The following is a 14,905-nucleotide window of genomic DNA, read 5'->3' as shown; positions in this document are numbered from 1 at the left end:
TCCTTATTTCGGGGACTCCTTGCGGATCAGGGGCGAATCAGGGGCAGCGCCTCGTGCAGCGCGGCACGCCAGTCGCGCGGCGGCGGCAGGCCGGCCTCCCGCCAACGGCCGTGTGCGAGGGCGCTGTAGGCGGGCCGGGGCGCGGGCCGGGGAAAGGCCGCGCTGCTCGTCGGGCGGACCCGGGCCGGGTCGGCGCCGATCGCGCCGAACACCTCGCGGGCCAGGTCGTACCAGGTGGCCTCGCCGGAGTTGGTGGCGTGGAAGACGCCGTGCAGGGCGGGGCCGAGGCGGGGGCCGAGGTCGGCGATGCGTGCGGCGACGTCGGCGCTCCAGGTCGGCTGCCCGCGCTGGTCGTCGACGACGTCGACGGTGTCGCGGCGGGCCTGAAGGCCGAGCATCGTCCGTACGAAGCTGCGGCCGTGGACGCCGTACAGCCAGGCGGTGCGCACGACGGCGCCGGTCAGCGGGAGTTCGGCGAGGACGGCCCGCTCGCCGGCGAGCTTGGTGCGGCCGTAGGCGGTGCGCGGGGCGGGCGGCAGGTCCTCCGGGTAGGGGCTGGTGCGGGCGGTGCCGGAGAAGACGTAGTCCGTGGAGACGTGCAGCAGCCGGGCGCCGCTCGCGGCGCAGGCCCGGGCCAGCAGCCGCGGGCCGTCGGCGTTGACGCACCGGGCCCGTTCCTCGTCGGTCTCGGCGTCGTCCACGGCGGTGTACGCGGCGCAGTTGACCACGAGGTCGGGGCGGTGCCCGGCGAACGCTGCCTCGACCGCGTCGGGCCGGGTGACATCGAGGGCGGCCCGGTCCAGGGCGACCACGTCGGCACCGCGCCCGCGGAGGGTGTCGACGACGTCCTGGCCGAGCATTCCGCCCGCCCCGGTGACCAGCCACCTCATAGGCGCCCGCTTTCGATGCGCCGTTTGAGCGGCTCCCACCAGGCGCGGTGGTCGCGGTACCAGTCGACGGTCGCTGCGAGGCCGGCCGCGAAGTCGTGGCGCGGCCGGTAGCCGAGCTCGGTGCGGGCCTTGTTCCAGTCGACCGAGTAGCGCAGGTCGTGGCCCTTGCGGTCCTCGACGTGCTCGACCCGGTCCCAGCTCGCCCCGCACGCCTGGAGCAGCAGTGCGGTCAGCTCCCTGTTGCTCAGTTCGGTGCCGCCGCCGATGTTGTAGACCTCGCCGGGCCGGCCCCGGGTGCGCACCAGCTCGATGCCGTGGCAGTGGTCCTCGACGTGCAGCCAGTCACGGACGTTGCGGCCCTCGCCGTACAGCGGGACGGTGCGCCCGTCGAAGAGGTTGGTGATGAACAGCGGGACGACCTTCTCGGGGAACTGGCGCGGGCCGTAGTTGTTCGAGCAGCGGGTGACGCGGACGTCCAGGCCGTGGGTGTGATGGTACGCCAGGGCGAGCAGGTCGGAGGAGGCCTTGGAGGCGGAGTACGGCGAACTCGGCCTGAGCGGGTGTTCCTCGGGCCAGGAGCCGGACTCGATGGAGCCGTAGACCTCGTCGGTGGAGATGTGCACGAACGGGCCGGCCCCGTGCCGCAGCGCGGCGTCCAGCAGGGTGTGGGTGCCCAGGACGTTGGTGCGTACGAACTCGGCCGCTCCGTCGATCGAGCGGTCGACGTGGGACTCGGCCGCGAAGTGCACGACCTGGTCGGCGTCGGCCATCAGCTTGTCGACCAGGGCGACGTCGCAGATGTCACCATGCACGAAGTCCAGCCGCGGGTCGCCGGAGGGCAGGTTGTCCCGGGAGCCGGCGTAGGTGAGCTTGTCCAGCACGGTGATGTGCGCGTCGGACGCTGCGAGCAGGGCGCGGACGTAGGCGGAGCCGATGAACCCGGCGGCGCCGGTGACAAGAAGGTTCATGTGTGGATCTGCACCTTGCTGTGGTCGCCAAGGACGAGTCGGTGGGCGCTGGGAACGCTGGGTGCCGTCGTCACCCGGACGTGCCGGCCGATCAGCGAGTTCTCGATGCGGCCCACCCCGTCGATCGAGGAGTCCCGCAGCACGATGGAGAACTCCACTTCGCTGTCCTTGATCCGGCAGTTCTCCGCGATGGAGGTGAAGGGGCCGACGTAGGAGTCGCGGACCTCGGTGCCGGAGCCGATGACGGCGGGGCCGACGATGCGTGAGTTCACGATGCGGGCACCCGCCTCGACCACGACCCGCCCGATCGTCTCGGATCCGGCGTCCACCTCACCGTCGATGCGCCGGTCGAGGCCTTCGAGGACGGTCCGGTTCACCTCCAGCATGTCGCCGACGTTCCCGGTGTCCTTCCAGTAGCCCTTGATGACCGTGCTGCGGACGTCGGCGCGGGCGTCGATGAGGTGCTGGATGGCGTGAGTGATCTCCAACTCCCCGCGCCAGGACGGCCGGACGGCCCGCACCGCTTCGTGGATGACCGGCGTGAACAGGTACACCCCGACCAGCGCGAGATCGCTCTTGGGCCGCTCCGGCTTCTCCTCCAGCCCGATGACCTGCCCGGACGGGTCAAGTTCGGCGACGCCGAAGGCGCGGGGATCCGAGACACGGGTGAGCAGGATCTGCGCGTCGGGGCGGGTGCGGGTGAACTCCTCGACGAGGTCGGTGATGCCGCCGACGATGAAGTTGTCGCCGAGGTACATCACGAAGTCGTCGTCGCCGAGATAGTCGCGTGCGATCAGCACGGCGTGGGCCAGACCGAGGGGCCGCTCCTGGGGGATGTAGGTGATCTCCAGGCCGAACTCCGATCCGTCGCCCACCGCTTCCCGGATCTCCTCGGCGGTGTCCCCGACGACCACACCGACCTCGGTGATTCCGGCCGCGGCGATGGATTCCAGGCCGTAGAACAGGACGGCCTTGTTGGCGACCGGCACGAGCTGTTTGGCCGAGGTGTGCGTGATCGGCCTCAGTCGTGTACCGGCGCCGCCGGACAGCACGAGAGCCTTCATCTGCTTCACCATAGCGGCGAACGCGCTCATCGGAGCACCGCTCGTCCTAATCAACCGTTACGGCGAGCAGACAGCAGGGTTACGGGGGCACGACGAGGGGGTTGCGTCGCTGCATCGGGCGGGCGGGGTGTCAGTCCTCGCCACGCACGATGTTCCACTCCTGGCCGGTGTGCGAGGTCCGCGGCGCGTCCGGGCCTTCGACGGCGGGGAGGCAGGTGCGCAGCACGGCCTTGCCACGCAGTCGGCGTGCCTTCGACCAGCCGGTCTCCGGGCGGCGGACGGCGGGTTTTTCACGGGCGGACGTGGTCACGGCGCTTCATCTTCCTTCTGCGTCCGGTGGTGCTGGTGTTCTCCGGCCGGGTCCCCGCCTCCGGCCCGGGCAAACGCCGCCGGTCAGGTGGCGCCGGGGCCGCCGCTGCCGGACGAACCGCTGGAGCCGCGGTTCCAGCGCGGGCGGCGCTGATCGTCGCTGCGGGCACCGCCGGAGGGCCTCAGTCCGTGCGGGGTGAGCCGTTCGCCTCGGGCGACCTCATGGGGTTCGCGCTGCTCCCGGGCCTCCCGGACCGGGCCGGACTCCGGCAGCGTCGGGTGCTCGCCGGGCCGCGGCCGCCGGGGCTCGCGCCGGCGTACCCGGATGCCCAGCTGAACGGCCCAGATCAGTGCTCCGGTGATGACGACGCCGACGACGAGGATCGCGATCATGCCGACCACGGAGCCGGATGCGGCTGCTTCATAAACGGTGGTGTCCATGGCCGCCGAGTACCCGGGCCCGGGACGTGGATGACTCCGTCGGCCCTCTGACGGGCGACAACAGGGCGTGGCGCGGGCGGCACCGCAGGTCACGGCGATAGCGTCGCGGCGGCCGGAGAGGAGGACAATGACGGAGCTGTCGCACGACACCCCGACCGCCCGGCGACGCGGCGCACCGGGGCGCTCGCTGGGCGCCACGCTGCTGCACTGGACCACGACGACCGATCACAAGGTGATCGGACGCCTGTACATGGTCACCGCCTTCTGTTTCTTCCTCGTCGCCGGTCTGCTGGCCCTGGGCATGCGCGCCGAACTCGCCGCCCCGGGACTGCAGTTCTTCAGTGATCTCGGCTACAACCAGCTCTTCACGAACCACGGCACGATCATGATGCTGCTGTTCGCGACCCCTATGTTCGCCGGCTTCGCGAACGCGGTGATGCCGTTGCAGATCGGCGCCCCTGACGTGGCGTTCCCGCGCCTGAACGCGCTGTCGTACTGGATGTACCTCTTCGGCGGGCTGATGGTGGTCGCGGGGTTCGTCGTGCCCGGTGGCGCGGCGGCCTTCGGCTGGTTCGCCTACGCGCCCATGAACAGCGCGTACTTCTCCCCCGGCGCGGGCTCCGACCTGTGGGTGATGGGGCAAGTGGTGACAGGCGTGTCGACGACGCTGGGCGCGGTGAACTTCATCGCCACCATCATGTGTCTGCGCGCCCCGGGCATGACGATGTTCCGGATGCCGATGTTCACGTGGAACGTGCTGTTCACGTCGATCCTCGTGCTGCCGTCGTTCCCCGTCCTGACGGCGGCACTGCTCTGCCTGGAGTCGGACCGGAAGTTCGGCTCGCACATCTTCGACGCGTCGAACGGCGGCGCACTGCTGTGGCAGCACCTGTTCTGGTTCTTCGGGCACCCCGAGGTGTACATCGTGGCGCTGCCGTTCTTCGGGATCATCACGGAGATCATTCCGGTGTTCTCCCGCAAACCGCTGTTCGGCTACCTGCCGATGGTCGGCGCGACCATCGTGATCACCATGCTCTCCGCGGTGGTCTGGGCGCACCACATGTTCGCCACCGGCGCCGTGCTGCTGCCGTTCTTCTCCCTCATGTCGTTCCTGATCGCCGTGCCCACCGGGATCAAGTTCTTCGCGTGGATCGGCACCATGCACCGGGGTTCGCTGTCCTTCGAGACGCCGATGCTGTGGGCGATGGGCTTCCTCGTGTCGTTCCTGCTGGGCGGTCTCAGCGGGGTCCTCATCGCCTCCCCGCCGCTGGACTTCCACCTGACGGACTCGTACTTCATCGTCGCCCACCTGCACTACGTGCTGTTCGGGACCGTCGTGTTCGCGATGTTCGCCGGGTTCTACTTCTGGTGGCCGAAGTTCACCGGGAAGATGCTGGACGAGCGGCTGGGCAAGCTGCACTTCTGGCTGCTGTTCCCCGGCTTCCAGCTCACGTTCCTGGTGCATCACTGGCTCGGTGAGGAGGGCATGCCCCGCCGCTACGCCGACTATCTGCCCGCCGACGGCTTCACCGTCCTCAACGCCCTGTCGTCGGCGGGGGCGTTCCTGCTCGGCGTGTCCACCCTGCCCTTCCTGTACAACGTCTGGCACACCACCAGGTACGGGCGGCTCGTCACGAGGAACGACCCGTGGGGGTACGGGCGGGGGCTGGAGTGGGCGACCGCGTGCCCGCCGCCGCGCCACAACTTCACGGCGCTGCCCCGGGTGCGCTCGGAGTCGCCCGCCTTCGATCTGCACCATCCGGAGATCGCCAGGCAACGGCCGCCCAGGATGGGAGAGGTGGAGCGATGAAGACCGAGGCACTGCTGTTCGGGGGCGTCGCGCTGTTCTTCGCGGGCATCGCCGGTCTCTACGGCTTCTGGTCCGAGGAACCGGCCGGGTCGGCGGTGCTGGTGATCGCGTTCCTGATGGCGGCCGTCGTGTCCTTCTTCAGCGCCGTCCAGTACCGGCGCAAGGGGCGGCGGCCGCAGGACCGGCGCGACGCCGAGGTGGCCGACGGGAGCGGGCCGCTGGAGTTCTTCCCGCCCGACAGCCCGTGGCCGATCGTCACGGCCGCCGGGTTCACCGTCACCGCCCTGGGCGTGGTGTACGGCCTGTGGCTGTTCCTCATCGGTTGCGCGGTGCTGGCCCGGGGCGTTCTGGGGCTCGTGTTCCAGTACGTGGGCCGGGGCGCCGGTCCGCAGGAGTGAGCGGCGGGCGGGGCGCTCCTGGCGGGAACGTGCGCTGTGGGCGGTGGTCGCTCTCGTACGCCCCTTCGACGGTCTGCCGTACCTCACCCGTCTCCAGGCCCTCCCGCAGCCGTTCCTGTTCCGCGTCCAGCAAGGCGTGGCACAACCGCCGGGTCAGCATGAACGCGAGGATCGGCGCCACCACCAGGGCGATGCGCAGCACCCAGGTGAGGGCGTTCACCGAGATTCGGAAGGCGAACGCCACGACGTCGTTGCCGCCCGCCAGCAGCAGGACGCCGTAGAAGGTGAGGCCCGCGACACCGAGGGCGGTGCGGACGGGGCGTTCCCGCGGCCGGTCGCACAGGTGCTGCTCCTGATCCCACTCCCCCGTCAGGCGCTGTTCGACGAACGGATACAGGTACAGGACCAGGAACAGCAGCCCCGGCAGGACGACCGCCGGGAGCAGCACGTTCCACATGAGGGTGTGCCCGGCGATGGTCGTCTCCCAGGGCGGTACGAGGCGCAGCGCGCCCTCCAGGAAGCCGACGTACCAGTCGGGCTGGGCGCCGGTCGACACCAGGTCGGCGCGATACGGGCCGTACATCCACACGGGGTTGATCTGCGCCACTGCGCCGAGCAGGGTGAGCACGCCGAAGACCATGAGGGACAGGCCTGCCGAGGAGGCCGTGAACTGCGGGAAGAACGGCTTGCCGACGGCGTTGCGCCGGGTGCGGCCCGGTTCGCGCCACTGGGTGTGCTTGAGGTGGAACACCAGGATCAGGTGGACGGTGACCAGGGCGATCAGCGCGCCGGGCAGCAGCAGGACGTGCAGGACGTAGAGCCGGGTGATGATGTCCTCACCGGGGAACTCGGCGCCGAAGGCGAACATGCTGAGGTACGTCCCGACGACGGGGATGGACAGCATGATGCCCTGCGCGATGCGCAGCCCCGTGCCGGAGAGCAGGTCGTCGGGGAGCGAGTAGCCGGCGAAGCCCTCGGCGAGGGCGAGCACGAACAGCGTGACGCCGATGAGCCAGTTGATCTCCCGCGGGCGGCGGAAGGCGCCGGTGAAGAAGATCCGCAGCAGATGCAGTCCGATGGCGCTGAGGAAGACGAGGGCCGCCCAGTGGTGCACCTGGCGCAGGAGGAGGCCGCCGCGTACGTCGAAACTGATCTGGAGGGTGGAGTCGAAGGCCGCCGACATGGGCACGCCGCGCAGGGGCGTGTAGGAGCCGTCGTACACGACCTCGGTCATCTCCGGCTTGAAGAAGAGCGTCAGCCATACGCCGGTCAGGAGGATGACGAGCAGGCTGTAGAGGGCGAGTTCGCCCAGGAAGAACGACCAGTGGTGGGGGAACGCCTTGCGCATCAGGCCGCCGCCCTCGAAGACCGGCAGACGGGCGTCCGCCGCGGCGGCGAGGCGGGCCCCTCGGGGAGTGGGGCGGCGCCCGGCCGCCGCCTCGTCGCCTCCTGCCACCTGCCGCCACCTCCGACCGCCGCACGCACCGTCCCGCCGTGCTGTCTATCCCGCGCCGGGGCGGTGCTGAGCGCCGGCGGGCCGTGAAACACCCCGTTCGGGGGGTGCACCCGGGTGCCTGCGTCGGCGCGTGCGGCGTCAGCGGTTCAGGGTGATCTCGCTCCAGACCTGTTTGCCGCCGCTGACGGGCACTGTCCCCCAGTCCGCCGACATGGCCTCCACCAGCAGCAGACCGCGGCCGCCCGTGGCCTCCCAGCCGATGCTGGTCGGCCGGACGGGGCTGCGGGGCGAGGTGTCGGCCACGGCGACGCGCAGCCGGCTGTTGACCAGGGTGAGGTCGAGGCGGACCTGGCCGTCGGTGTGCACGAGGGCGTTGGTGACGAGTTCGGAGACGACCAGCTGGACGGCGTCGGCCTCCTCGGTCACGCCCCAGGCGCGCAGCGTGCGCCGGGTGAAGCGGCGGGCGTGCCGCACGGCCTCCGGGAGCCGCCAGACGGTCCAGGTCTCGCGCCGCGGGCGTACGGCCATGCCGTCGTACCGCATGAGGAGCAGGGCCACGTCGTCGCCGCGGTGCGCGTTGCCGAGGAGGGCGTCGGCGACCAGGCCGAGGTGCGCGGGGTCGGCGGCACCCAGCGCCTGGGCGAACCCCTCCATACCCTCGTCGATGTCGGCGTCGGCGGACTCGACGAGGCCGTCCGTGGTCAGGGCGACCAGCGTGCCGGGCTGCAGCCGCAGCGGGCTCATCGGGAAGTCGGCCTGGGCCGCCACGCCGAGCGGCGGACCGCCCTCGGCCTCGGCGATGTGGGTGCTGCCGTCGGGGTGGCGCAGGACGGGAGGCAGGTGTCCGGCGCGCACGCACCACGCGGAGCCCTCCTCCATGTCGACGTCGACGTAGGCGCAGGTGGCGAAGAGGTCGGTCTCCAGGTCGACGAGGAGGCGGTTGGCGTGCGAGACCACCACGTCCGGCGGGTGTCCCTCCACGGCGTACGCGCGAATGGCCGTGCGCATCTGGCCCATGAGGGTGGCGGCAGCGGCGCTGTGGCCCTGGACGTCCCCGATGACGAGGGCGACGTGGTTGTCGGGCAGCGGGATGACGTCGTACCAGTCGCCGCCCACCTCCAGGCCGGCCGTGGCGGGCAGATAGCGGGCGACGGCGACCGCGCCGGGGAGCTTGGGCAGGCGGCGTGGCAGGAGCTGGCGCTGGAGCATGCCGACGAGTTCGTGCTCGGCGTCGAAGGCGTGGGCGCGCATCAGGGCCTGCCCGGCGAGGCCGGCGGAGGCGGTGAGCAGGGCCCGTTCGTCGGGGCCGAAGTCGTGCGGGCGGTCCCAGCCGATCAGACAGGCGCCGGCCATGCGGTTGCCGGCGGGCAGTGGCAGGACCGCCAAGCCGCCGGGGCCGACGTCGGCGAGCGCGGGTTCCAGGGCGGTTCCGGCGGGCCAGATCTGGGCACGGCCCTCGCGCAGGGCGCCGGCGAGGGTGGGCATGGCGCGTACCGGGGCGTCGGGCCATTCGCTGCGCCACTCCAGACGCCACAGCTCGGGCCAGGCCTCGGGTTCGGGCGGGTCGAGGACGGTGACGACGAGCCGGTCGTGCTCCAGTTCGGCCAGCGCGATCCGGTCGGCCCGCAGCGGTCGGCGCAGGGCGGCGACCACGGCCTGGCTGACGTCGCGGACCGTGCCCGCGGTGGCCAGGGCGGCGGCCAGCCGCTGGATGCGGGCGACGTCGGTGACCTCTGCGCGCAGCGTGGAGGCGTCGGCGACGGTGCCGACCAGCCGGGCGGGCCGGCCGTCGCCACCCGGCAGTAACCGGCCGCGCAGCCTGAGCCACTTCGGCGGGCCGGTGGGCTGGAGCACCCGGAACTCCAGCTCGCGGTCGCCGATGGACATGTGGTCGGCCTCCACCACGGACATCAGCGACGGCAGATCCTCCGGGACGGTGAGGCCGAGCAGGGTCTCGACCTTGCCGTCGAACTCGTCCCGGGTGAGGCCGAACAGCTCCAGGATGTCGTCGCCGACCTCGACGCGGCCACTGTCCATGGCGAGGCTGAACGCGCCCGGCGGGAGCTCGCCGCCCTCGGCGGGTTCGGCCGGGGCGTGGGCGGCGACCGCGTCCGCGAACAGCTCCAGGCACTTGCGGTCCTCGGCGTCGAAGCCGTCCCGCCCCTCGCTCACGGCGAGCAGGCAGACACCGTCGTCGCCCCGGTACGCGGGCAGGGCAGCCAGGAAGAAGTCCCGCGGCAGGGTACGGCGTGCCTCCGCACGGTCGGCGAGATCCCCCGGCCCGAGCCACACGGGCCGCTTCGTGCGACATGCCTCGGCCACCGGGGAGCGCCCGGCGACGGGATAGCTGTCGCGCAGGCCGTACAGCGTCCTGGGCACACCGGCCGAATCGGCCAGGCACAGCAGGTCGCCGTCCTCGCCGGACGTGTACGCGGCGGCGAAGGTCGCCCGCGCGAAGACGAGCGCCAGTTCGAGCACGCGCTGCCTGCGCTCGGGGGAGTCCGGATCGGCCATGAGCGCGGCGAGGGCGTCCCCGGCACGCAGCACTCTCGTTCCGCGTCCCGTGCCGCCCTCACTGACCACGTCCGTATTACAGCGCTTATGGTGCGTCCGCGCAGCCCCCGTGACTCGTGCGCGCTCCGGAACACGCACCGTGCGGGACCGGGCCGGGGGCCGTTCGCCGTGCGCGGTGGGCACCGACGAGGGAGATTTGGAGCCTGGGTCCCGTGCCGTGGCGCTGCGAGGAGGTGGTCGGTGTGCCCGACGGCCAGGCACCGGCGGCCCCCAGGGCCCCGGCGGGCAGCCCCCTGCTGTCGCTGGCGCTGGCCACGATGATGGACGGCGTCAACGCCCACTCCGGTGGGGTGTATCTGCTCGCGGCCGACGAGCCGGTGCTGGAGATGGCGGTCATGGCAGGGTTGCCGCGGGCCTTCGCCGCGCCCTGGGAGCGGGTGGGGCTGAGCGCACCGATCCCGGTCGCCGAGGCCGTGCGCGAGCGGCGGCTGATCTGGGTCCCCGGCGACGAGGAGATGGCCCGCCGCTATCCGCGCGTCTCCGTGGTCCTGCCGTATCCGTTCGCGCTGGCCGCGCTGCCGGTGGCCACCGAGGCCGCCGTGTACGGGGCGGTGTTCGTCAGCTGGCCGGGCTCGCACCCGCAGGAGCTGTCCGACCGGGAGCGCGAGCACCTGACGGCGGCCTGCGAACGGCTCGCGGTACGGCTGGCGCGGGCCGCGGACGAGAGCCGCCCGGTCATGCCGGAGCCCGATCTGCTCGCCGCGCCGCCCACCGGGGGCGTGGCCGGCACACTCGGCTCGATAGAGGCGGCACGGATGGTGGCACGACTGCCGTACGGATTGTGCTCCCTCGATCTGCACGGGCGTATCGCCTTCGGCAACGCGGCGGCCGCCGAGCTGATCGGGGTTCCGGTCAGCCGGCTGCTCGGCACCCAGCTGTGGGCGACGGCGCCCTGGCTCAACGACCCCGTGTACGAGGACCGTTACCGGGCCGCGCTGATCAGCCAGCAGCCCACGTCGTTCGTGGCGCTGCGGCCGCCGGGCGAGTGGCTGTCGTTCCGCCTGTATCCGAGTACGACAGGGCTGAGCGTCCGGGTCAGCCGGGCCCGGGGGGTGTCGGAGATGGGCCGGGTGCTGCCGCGGGCCGGCGGATCGCCGTCCCGGCTGGTGACCATCACCCAGGTGCTGAGCCTGGCGGGCGCGCTGACCCAGGCGGTGACGGTGCAGGACGTGGTGCAGCTGGTCGCCGACGAGATCGCCCCGGCCGTGGGCAGCCAGGCCCTCGTCGTGCTCGGTTCCCGGGCGGGCCGGCTGCATGTGCTGGGGCACCGCGGGTATCCCGACCCGCACGTCGTGGAGCGGTTCGACGGGCTGCCGCTGAGCGAGCCGACGCCGGGCGCGCATGCCCTGAACAGCGGGGTGCCCGCGTTCTTCGAGTCCCGCGAGGAGCTGGAGCGGCTGTACCCGATCCGGCACACGACCCCGGACGGCTTCGCCGCGTGGGCGTATCTGCCGCTGATCGCCTCCGGACGCCCGGTGGGCACCGTCGTGCTGGCCTACCCCGAACCGCACGCCTTCGCCGCGGACGAGAAGGCGGTGCTGTCCAGTCTCGGCGGGCTGATCGCCCTCGCGCTGGAACGGGCCCTGCTGTACGACGCCAAGCACCAGCTGGCACACGGGCTGCAGGCGGCCCTGCTGCCGCCCTCGCTGCCGCCGCTGCCCGGCATCGACACGGCCGCGCGCTATCTGCCGAGCACCCGGGGCATGGACATCGGCGGCGACTTCTACGACCTGGTGCAGAGCGGAGGCCTGGCGGCGGCGGTGATCGGGGACGTGCAGGGGCACAACGTGACCGCGGCCGGGCTGATGGGGCAGATCCGTACCGCCGTCCGTGCCTACACGACGGTCGGTCAGGCGCCGGAGGAGGTCATGCGCAGCACCAACCGGCTGCTCATCGACCTCGGGTCCGACCTGTTCGCCAGCTGTCTGTATCTGCGGCTCGATCCGGGGCGCGGGCGGGCCGTGATGGCCCGGGCCGGGCATCCGCCGCCGCTGCTGAGGCGGCCGGACGGCCGGGTGCGGGTGCTCGACCTCGCGGGCGGTCCGCTGCTGGGGATCGACGCTTCGGCGACGTATCCGACGACGGAGGTCGACCTGGCGCCCGGCTCGGTACTCGCCCTCTACACCGACGGACTCGTCGAATCCCCCGGCGTCGACATCGAGGACGCGCTCGCCGGTCTGGGGCGGCGCCTGGGTGAGGCCGGGGACCGGCCGCTGGACGAGCTGGCCGACGTGCTCGTGGGGCACGAGGCGGGCACGGAGGAGCGGATCGACGACGTGGCGCTGCTGCTGTTGCGGGCGCGGAGGGGTGGCTGAGCACCGTACGAACGGGGCGGTCCGGCCCTCCCGCCGGAGGGCCGGACCACAACTGGGGGTGAGTACGGATCAGGGCGTCTCGGTCAGCCCGGAGCCGTCCTCCACTCCGGCACCCGACTGGTCACCGACACCGGCTTCCTCACCGGCACCGGCTTCCTCACCGCCGACCTCACCGCCGCCGGCCTCTCCGCCGACCTCACCGCCACCGGCTTCCTCGCCACCGGCCTCACCGCCGACCTCACCACCACCGGCTTCCTCGCCACCGGCCTCACCGCCACCGGCCGCGTCGCCCGCGCCCAGTGTTGCGCCGACCGCCTCGAGGGCCGTCGTGACCGGCTGGAAGAACGTCTCGCCGCCGACCGTGCAGTCGCCGCTGCCGCCCGAGGTCAGGCCGAGCGCGAGCCCGTCCTGGGTGAACATCGAGCCGCCGCTGTCGCCGGGTTCGGCGCAGACGTTGGTCTGGATGAGCCCGGTGACGGTGCCCTCCGGGTAGTTGACGGTGGCGTCGAGCCCGGTGACGGTGCCGTCGGCGAGGCCCGTGGTGCTGCCCATCCGGAACACCTCCTGGCCGACGGTGGCTTCCGCGGCCTGGAGGATCTGGACGGTCTGCCCGCCGCCGACGTTGACGTCGCTCGGCGCCTCGGTGGCCGGGTCGTCGTACTTCACGAGCGCGAAGTCGCCCTCGCCGGGGAAGACGGCCTGGTCGACGGTGGCGATCGGCGCCCCGTCCTGGCTGTCCGACCACTGGTCCACCGCGACTCCGCAGTGACCGGCGGTCAGGAAGGCCGGACTGCCGTCCCCCGCGGTCACGTTGAAGCCGAGTGAACAGCGGGAGCCGCCGCCGAATATCGCGTCGCCGCCCGAGGCGAAGGTCTTGAAGGTGCCGGCCGACTTCTGGATGGTCGCCATGCCCGAGCCGAGGCTCTGGACGGTCGACTCCAGGGTGTCCCACTTCTCGCCGGTGACCGTGCTGTCGGCGGTGACCAGGATCTTGTTCGTCCTGGGGTCGACGGCCCAGGCGGTGCCCGGGATGGTGGCCTCGGACTTCAGGGTCTGCGCGGCGGACTGGAGTTCGGCCGTGCTGTTGTCGACCTGGCGCACCGCGGCGCCGGCCTTCTTGGCCTGGACGACGAGCTGGTTGTTGTCCCCGACGACGTTGACGACGAGCTGCTGGCTGTCCTCGTCGTAGTACGAGCCGGCGAAGGCGTCACCGAGCAGCCCGGCGAGCTGGCCGGCGAGGTCCGAGGCGTCGCCCGCCTTCAGGGTCTTGGGGGCGGCGGTGGTGTCCTCGGCGCCGTCCTGGGACGCGTTGGCGTTCGGCAGCAGGAGTGCCGCCGCTCCGAGCGCCGCCACGCTGCCCGCCGCAATCGCGGCCTTGCGCTTCGGAATTCGCTTGTGACTCAAGACTTCTCGACCTCCTGAAGGACGGGGTCTGTGCCGCCGTCTCAGCAGCTGTTGGGGGCGCCTGGATGGCCACTGGTACGCATGGGGCGCGCGGGACGTTCAATTCCGGTTCGCAATGCGCCGTGGGCGGCGTGAATCAGCCATGGCCCGTGCGCGGCCGACGCGCGCCGGGAACAATCCCCCATATGACGATGACCACCGCCGAAGCCGACAAGATCCTCACCGCCAACTTCGCTCCCTGGGTGCTGGAGCTGGGCCTGTCCGTACAGGAGTTGGACGGCCGGCGGGCCGTCCTGCGCATGCCCTGGTCACAGCGGCTGGCCCGGGAGGGCGGCGCGCTGTCCGGGCAGGCCCTGATGGCGGCCGCAGACACCACGACCGTGATCGCCGTCTCGGCGGCGCGGGGGGCCTTCGTACCGATGACGACGGTGCAGCAGTCGACGTCCTTCCAGCGCGCGGTGACGGATTCGGATGTCCTGATCGAGGCGGTGCTCACCAAGCTGGGCCGCCGCATGGCGTTCGCCGACATCGCCATGACCGCCGAACGGACGGGTGAACTCGCGGCGCGCGCGAGCACTGTCTATGCCCTCCTGGGCTGACACGATCCGTGATCGGTCGACAACGGTCCGTTCCGAACAGTGAGCGGAATCCCAGCTTCAGGGAATCTGCACATCCAATACGCAACCAAGTCACCGGGAACGGCGGATCTGCACAACCACACATCCCCGGACACTCCTTTGGGGCAGGAGTGCCGGATTCGCCGTCCGGACGGCAAGGGGCCTGGACGGGCCGATGTGGTGCGGCTTGTGAAGAAGCTGCCGACAACGCGTGGGCGCGCCTGCACGGATCGCGGCCGATGGTACTCAAGTGACCTGGTGAGGCGGCTGATTGATTGGATGCCCGTGGTCGCCGCGTGCTTTGATCCATCGCACCGCGGGGGCCGTGAGGGCGCCCCGGAAGGGGTGCTCGGCGCCACCGCGGTCGCGGCCGTCCATCTGTCCCCAGAGGGGGCCGCTCCCCCCCTTATGAGATATCCATACGAAGGGAAGTTCCATCATGAACTCCACCCCCCAGGTTGAGACCGTCGAGATCTCCGACGCGGAGCTGGACAACGTCTCCGGCGGCCTCTCGGTGAACGCGGTCAACACCCTGACCGGCGCCCTGGACGGCATCGCCCCCGTTTCCGCCACCGTCGACACGGTCGTCGGCACCGTCGAGGGCGTGACCGGCCTGAACACCGCCCCGGTCACCAGCCTGGTCGCCGGTCTCTGATCGC

13 protein-coding genes are annotated in these 14,905 nt (G+C 71.7%); 5 read left to right on the top strand and 8 right to left on the bottom strand.

What is annotated here, in order from left to right; all coding sequences use genetic code 11:
• Window positions 1-26: 26 nt before the first annotated feature.
• From rfbD to ACFV7R_RS26415, 5 genes are all read right to left on the bottom strand, one after another.
• A complete protein-coding gene (gene rfbD / locus ACFV7R_RS26435; protein WP_385267691.1) occupies window positions 27-890 on the bottom strand; it encodes a dTDP-4-dehydrorhamnose reductase in 864 nt (287 codons plus the stop codon).
• On the bottom strand, window positions 887-1,858 hold the full coding sequence (gene rfbB / locus ACFV7R_RS26430) for a dTDP-glucose 4,6-dehydratase (protein WP_385267689.1): 972 nt from the start codon (window positions 1,856-1,858) through the stop codon (window positions 887-889). Before rfbB ends, rfbD begins: the two co-directional genes overlap by 4 nt.
• A complete protein-coding gene (locus ACFV7R_RS26425; RefSeq protein ID WP_385267687.1) occupies window positions 1,855-2,922 on the bottom strand; it encodes a glucose-1-phosphate thymidylyltransferase in 1,068 nt (355 codons plus the stop codon). The genes rfbB and ACFV7R_RS26425 overlap by 4 nt, the downstream gene beginning before the upstream one ends.
• A 130-nt stretch (window positions 2,923-3,052) precedes the next feature.
• Window positions 3,053-3,232, bottom strand: coding sequence for a hypothetical protein (locus ACFV7R_RS26420; RefSeq protein WP_385267685.1), 180 nt, complete (start codon window positions 3,230-3,232; stop codon window positions 3,053-3,055).
• Window positions 3,233-3,315: 83 nt separating this feature from the next.
• The gene (locus ACFV7R_RS26415) at window positions 3,316-3,672 is read right to left on the bottom strand and encodes a DUF6479 family protein (RefSeq protein ID WP_129803882.1); all 357 of its coding nucleotides are present in this window, start codon (window positions 3,670-3,672) and stop codon (window positions 3,316-3,318) included.
• A gap of 127 nt (window positions 3,673-3,799) precedes the next feature.
• Between ACFV7R_RS26415 and ctaD the strand changes: the two genes are divergently transcribed.
• Window positions 3,800-5,482, top strand: a complete 1,683-nt coding sequence (ctaD, locus tag ACFV7R_RS26410) for a cytochrome c oxidase subunit I (RefSeq protein ID WP_385267683.1) — start codon at window positions 3,800-3,802, stop codon at window positions 5,480-5,482.
• Complete coding sequence (locus ACFV7R_RS26405; protein ID WP_129803264.1) at window positions 5,479-5,880, top strand: cytochrome c oxidase subunit 4; 402 nt, start codon at window positions 5,479-5,481, stop codon at window positions 5,878-5,880. The genes ctaD and ACFV7R_RS26405 overlap by 4 nt, the downstream gene beginning before the upstream one ends.
• Here ACFV7R_RS26405 and ACFV7R_RS26400 read toward each other — a convergent pair.
• Together ACFV7R_RS26400 and ACFV7R_RS26395 are read right to left on the bottom strand one after the other, a co-directional pair.
• Entirely contained in the window at window positions 5,798-7,228 is a 1,431-nt protein-coding gene (locus ACFV7R_RS26400) for a cytochrome bc complex cytochrome b subunit (RefSeq protein ID WP_385267793.1), read from the bottom strand. The genes ACFV7R_RS26405 and ACFV7R_RS26400 overlap by 83 nt on opposite strands.
• A 246-nt stretch (window positions 7,229-7,474) precedes the next feature.
• A complete protein-coding gene (locus ACFV7R_RS26395) occupies window positions 7,475-9,919 on the bottom strand; it encodes a SpoIIE family protein phosphatase (RefSeq protein ID WP_385267681.1) in 2,445 nt (814 codons plus the stop codon).
• Between the two features lie 164 nt (window positions 9,920-10,083).
• On the opposite strand from ACFV7R_RS26395, the gene ACFV7R_RS26390 reads away from it, so the two are divergent.
• Complete coding sequence (locus ACFV7R_RS26390) at window positions 10,084-12,225, top strand: SpoIIE family protein phosphatase (RefSeq protein WP_385267792.1); 2,142 nt, start codon at window positions 10,084-10,086, stop codon at window positions 12,223-12,225.
• Window positions 12,226-12,294: 69 nt separating this feature from the next.
• On the opposite strand, the gene ACFV7R_RS26385 is transcribed toward ACFV7R_RS26390, so the two are convergent.
• Window positions 12,295-13,629 (bottom strand): S1 family peptidase, encoded by a 1,335-nt coding sequence (locus ACFV7R_RS26385; protein WP_385267679.1) that lies wholly within the window; start codon window positions 13,627-13,629, stop codon window positions 12,295-12,297.
• 185 nt (window positions 13,630-13,814) lie between these two features.
• Between ACFV7R_RS26385 and ACFV7R_RS26380 the strand changes: the two genes are divergently transcribed.
• Together ACFV7R_RS26380 and ACFV7R_RS26375 are read left to right on the top strand one after the other, a co-directional pair.
• The gene (locus ACFV7R_RS26380; protein WP_385267677.1) at window positions 13,815-14,228 is read left to right on the top strand and encodes a PaaI family thioesterase; all 414 of its coding nucleotides are present in this window, start codon (window positions 13,815-13,817) and stop codon (window positions 14,226-14,228) included.
• A gap of 457 nt (window positions 14,229-14,685) precedes the next feature.
• Window positions 14,686-14,901, top strand: coding sequence for a type A2 lantipeptide (locus ACFV7R_RS26375; protein ID WP_129803259.1), 216 nt, complete (start codon window positions 14,686-14,688; stop codon window positions 14,899-14,901).
• Window positions 14,902-14,905 lie beyond the last annotated feature (4 nt).

The sequence above is a fragment of the Streptomyces sp. NPDC059866 genome, from assembly GCF_042731325.1.
GTDB lineage: Bacteria > Actinomycetota > Actinomycetes > Streptomycetales > Streptomycetaceae > Streptomyces > Streptomyces flavusporus.
This window is presented reverse-complemented; position numbering and strand designations above follow the sequence as displayed.

Coding starts and splice junctions, on each gene's coding strand:
- rfbD (WP_385267691.1), bottom strand. CDS start 890: ATGAGGTGGCTGGTCACCGGGGCGGGCGGAATGCTCGGCCAGGACGTC.
- rfbB (WP_385267689.1), bottom strand. CDS start 1,858: ATGAACCTTCTTGTCACCGGCGCCGCCGGGTTCATCGGCTCCGCCTAC.
- ACFV7R_RS26425 (WP_385267687.1), bottom strand. CDS start 2,922: ATGAAGGCTCTCGTGCTGTCCGGCGGCGCCGGTACACGACTGAGGCCG.
- ACFV7R_RS26415 (WP_129803882.1), bottom strand. CDS start 3,672: ATGGACACCACCGTTTATGAAGCAGCCGCATCCGGCTCCGTGGTCGGC.
- ctaD (WP_385267683.1), top strand. CDS start 3,800: ATGACGGAGCTGTCGCACGACACCCCGACCGCCCGGCGACGCGGCGCA.
- ACFV7R_RS26405 (WP_129803264.1), top strand. CDS start 5,479: ATGAAGACCGAGGCACTGCTGTTCGGGGGCGTCGCGCTGTTCTTCGCG.
- ACFV7R_RS26400 (WP_385267793.1), bottom strand. CDS start 7,228: ATGCGCAAGGCGTTCCCCCACCACTGGTCGTTCTTCCTGGGCGAACTC.
- ACFV7R_RS26380 (WP_385267677.1), top strand. CDS start 13,815: ATGACGATGACCACCGCCGAAGCCGACAAGATCCTCACCGCCAACTTC.
- ACFV7R_RS26375 (WP_129803259.1), top strand. CDS start 14,686: ATGAACTCCACCCCCCAGGTTGAGACCGTCGAGATCTCCGACGCGGAG.